2 protein-coding genes and 1 pseudogene are annotated in these 3,424 nt (G+C 61.0%); all 3 read right to left on the minus strand.

Annotated elements, in window-relative coordinates; all coding sequences use genetic code 11:
• Positions 1-27: 27 nt before the first annotated feature.
• Positions 28-1,275: a carbohydrate ABC transporter permease gene (locus G552_RS15670; RefSeq protein WP_084640456.1), complete on the minus strand. Its 1,248-nt coding sequence runs from the start codon at positions 1,273-1,275 to the stop codon at positions 28-30.
• Between the two features lie 8 nt (positions 1,276-1,283).
• The gene (locus G552_RS0113550) at positions 1,284-2,375 is read right to left on the minus strand and encodes a carbohydrate ABC transporter permease (RefSeq protein ID WP_027883486.1); all 1,092 of its coding nucleotides are present in this window, start codon (positions 2,373-2,375) and stop codon (positions 1,284-1,286) included.
• Positions 2,376-2,432: 57 nt separating this feature from the next.
• Positions 2,433-3,312, minus strand: a pseudogene (locus G552_RS15675) (extracellular solute-binding protein); the annotation flags it as partial.
• Between the last annotated feature and the right edge of the window lie 112 nt (positions 3,313-3,424).

Consider the following 3,424-nt stretch of genomic DNA (forward strand, 5'->3'; position numbering starts at 1 on the left):
GATGCAGGAGGAGTCGGTTCCCCAGTCTCACATGTGTTGACCGATTACACGGAAGAAGGAAAGGCCCAGGGGTAGAGTATAGTTGGCCTGCTGTCCCGAGAGCACCACTGCAGCCTTGAAGAACTCGTTCCACATGCCCTGGAAGGTCAGGATGGTGAGGGCCCCCAGGGCTGGAGTGGCCAAGGGCAGGATGATGCGAAAGAAGGTGGTGATAGGGGTAGCCCCATCGAGGAGAGCGGCTTCCTCAATCTCGCGCGGGATGGACTCGAAAAACTGCTTCATGATGAAGACCGCCCCGGCCCCCACCGCGCTCCAGACCACCATACCCCAGAGGTTCCCCAAAAGACCCAGGTCGCGCAACACCAGGTAGTTGGAGATGAAGGTAGCCTGGCTAGGCACGGTCATGGTGAAGACAATGAAGGCGAAGAGGTATTGTTTGCCTGGCAGGTACATGCGGGCCAGCGCATACCCCCCTAAGGAGGCAAAGAGCAGGGTGGTGAGCACCACCGCTAGGGAAACAAAAAAGGTGTTGGCGGTCCAGCGTAAAAAGAAGCTAGCCCCGGTGTTGGGGTCGCGGGCCTCGTTGAAAACCCGTAGGTAGTTACGGAAGACGTAGCCAAACAAGCCCGGGGTGAGGCTGTCCCAGCTCGCCACCCGGCCCCGGCGCTCGAGCCGGTTGGGGTCTAGGGTGGCCCCGTAGTACTGCTGGCCCCTGGGGGCCTCTATATCCAGCGGCAGACGCGGCACCCGGGGCCCCTCACCCACGTAGCGCACGGTAAACCCATAGGTCACGATCTGCCCCACTTGCCCCTCTAAAACCGCCGGACGGCGGCTTAGCTCCTCTACGGGAGAGACCTGGGCGTACTCCGCCGCCTGCACCTCCTCGAAGATGGCCCCCAGCCCCGCCCCGGCCCGCCGCCTAGGCACGCTGACCAAGGGAGGCTCGGGCTCTTGGCCCTCTGCTAGGAAGTAGCTCACCTGGAAGGGCACCACCGCTCCGGGGGCGAACCCCCCCGTCCAGGGATTGCCCGCCCCAAGCTGGCCCAGCCGCCAGGCGGCTACCCAGTTTTTGGGCTGGGTCTGGGCAAAGCTATAGCGAAAAGGCCATTCTAGAGGGTTATCCTTCAGGCTTCCCAGAAAGGCCACGTAAAAGGGCCCCATGAAGAAAACCGCCAAGGCCAGCATGGTGCCATACACCCAGCCAGCCCGGGCCCAGCGCTGCCGGGCCAAGTGGCGCTCATCCAGCTTGCGCAACCTTACCGCATCCGTAGCCATACTGCCTCCTAGTGGGCCTTCTCCGAGATGCCCAAAGCCCGTTGCAGCAACACGATGGCAAAGGTTAAACCAGCCAGCACCAAAGCCGCCGCCGAGGCCAACCCCACCTTGCCTTCCCCGCTAAACACGTTGTTATAGACGTAGTACGCTAGCACGATAATCGAGTCCAGGGGAGCGGCATCGCCCATCAGGGCCACCTGGTCGAATATCTGCAGGGTGCCGATGAGGGAAAGGGTGATAACCAAAAAGGTCACTGGGCGCAGCATGGGCACCGTCACCCAGAAAAACTGCTGCAGCGGTGTGGCCCCATCCAGCGAGGCTGCCTCGTAGAGGCTTTTGGGGATGTCCTGCAAACCGGCCAGGAAGATCAGCATCAGGGTAGGAATGGTGGTAAAGGTGTTGAGGATGATGATGCTCCACAAGGGAATAGGCACCCCCAGGAAGCGGTCGGGGTTGGTCAGCCAGGTAAACTCCGGTGGCTGGGGGGTGCGGGGGGCTACCCAGCCTAGGGCCACCAGCGCCCAGGTCAGGGCCAGCCCCAACCCCAGCGAGACCGTGGCCAAGGCCGGATCGGTGGGGGCTACCGGCAGCCCTCGAGCCCGCTCGAGGATCACCTGCAGAGCCTGAATTAGGGCAAACAGGCCCAAAAAGGTGAGAATGACCGGGGCCACTGCCCCCAAATACCCCACAAATGTATTGAGAAAGCCGGTCTTCTGGAAAAACCAGATAGCAATGACCGTTACCGCCGCCGAGGAAAGCACGCTGGGCACGTAGTAAACGGTGCGAAAGAAGGTAATCCCCCTCAAACGCTGATTGAGCACCGCAGCCAGGGCCAAAGCTAAAAAGGTCTGCAGGGTAGTGACGATGAGCATGAAGCTGATGGAGTGGGTCAGAGCCGCCAGAAAACGCGGCTCGCGGAAGAGTTCAGCAAAGTTAGCCAGGCCCACAAAGCGGCTGGTCTGGCCAATCAGGGTAGCATCGGTAAAGCTAAACCCCACTGTGCGCACGAAGGCAAAGACGAAGAACACCCCCAGATGGAGCAGAAAAGGCGCCAAGAAGAGAAGCGCGTACACCACCTCGGTTCGCTGCGAACGAAGCATAGAACCCCCTAAGGATTGGAGCAGGGCTGGGCCCTGCTCCAATTTCATCGTCGCTCCCTAACGCACAATGCGATCCAACTCAGCCTGGGCATCGGCGATGGCCTGATCCACCGTCTTGCGCCCGGTAATGACCGCCTGCAGGGCCTCGTTGATGGGACGCATCCAGTTACCCCCATCCAGCGCCCCGAACTTGAAGGGCAGTACCGCCCCGCCCACACTGGTCGAACCTTGGAAGACGACCCGATTGAGCTCAGCTTCTTTGCCTGGGCGTTGGAAGATAGGGCTGTTGGCCAGAGCGCTGCGGCTAGGCAGGGCCAGACCGCGGGAGAGAATCCAGTTCTGGGCCTCAGGGCTGGTAAGGGCCCGCAGTACCTTGGCCGCAGCCTCTTTGTTGCGCGAAGCTGCGTTCATGCTCCAGGAGACGGTAAAGATGAAGTTGCCCCGCTGGCGGGTCACCGGGTCGAGGGGAATAAAGGTGGTACCGTAACGCATGTTGGGGGCCTTATCCCGCAGGAAGCCGCCAATCCAGGCCCCCTCGATGGCTACTGCGGCTTTCTCCGCACCGAAGCAGCCGCCGGTCCACCCCTCCCCCAGGTCCTGGGCGTACTTGCCCGCCCCATCCTTGACCAGACTGGTGTACCACTCAAAGGCCCGGCGGAAGTTAGCGTCCAAGACGCTGCGACCCTGGGCGTTGAAGGGGCGCCAGCCAGTGGCGTGGGCAAAAGCCCCGAAACGGGCGTGGTCAGCCACCACACACAACCCCGCTACATCCTTATAGGGCCGTCTGTACCCGCTTGAGCTTGTCCTTGAAGGTATCCCAGGTATCGGTCTGGTTGGGATAGGGCACCTTGGCCTCGTCGAAGAGGTCGCGGTTAAACTGCACCGCCAGGGTGTTGAAGTCCTTGGGCAGCCCATAGACGTTACCCCGCAAAGTAAAGGTGTAATCGGTCAACACATTAGGAGTTACGCAGTTGCAGTTGACTGGACATTCTTCTGTGTGCTAGGAGGAGAGTGCTTAGCCAAGCTTCTCCAAAGGGGGTGATGCCCAT

The organism is Meiothermus rufus DSM 22234, assembly GCF_000423425.1.
GTDB lineage: Bacteria > Deinococcota > Deinococci > Deinococcales > Thermaceae > Meiothermus > Meiothermus rufus.

Coding starts and splice junctions, on each gene's coding strand:
- G552_RS15670 (WP_084640456.1), bottom strand. CDS start 1,275: ATGGCTACGGATGCGGTAAGGTTGCGCAAGCTGGATGAGCGCCACTTG.
- G552_RS0113550 (WP_027883486.1), bottom strand. CDS start 2,375: ATGCTTCGTTCGCAGCGAACCGAGGTGGTGTACGCGCTTCTCTTCTTG.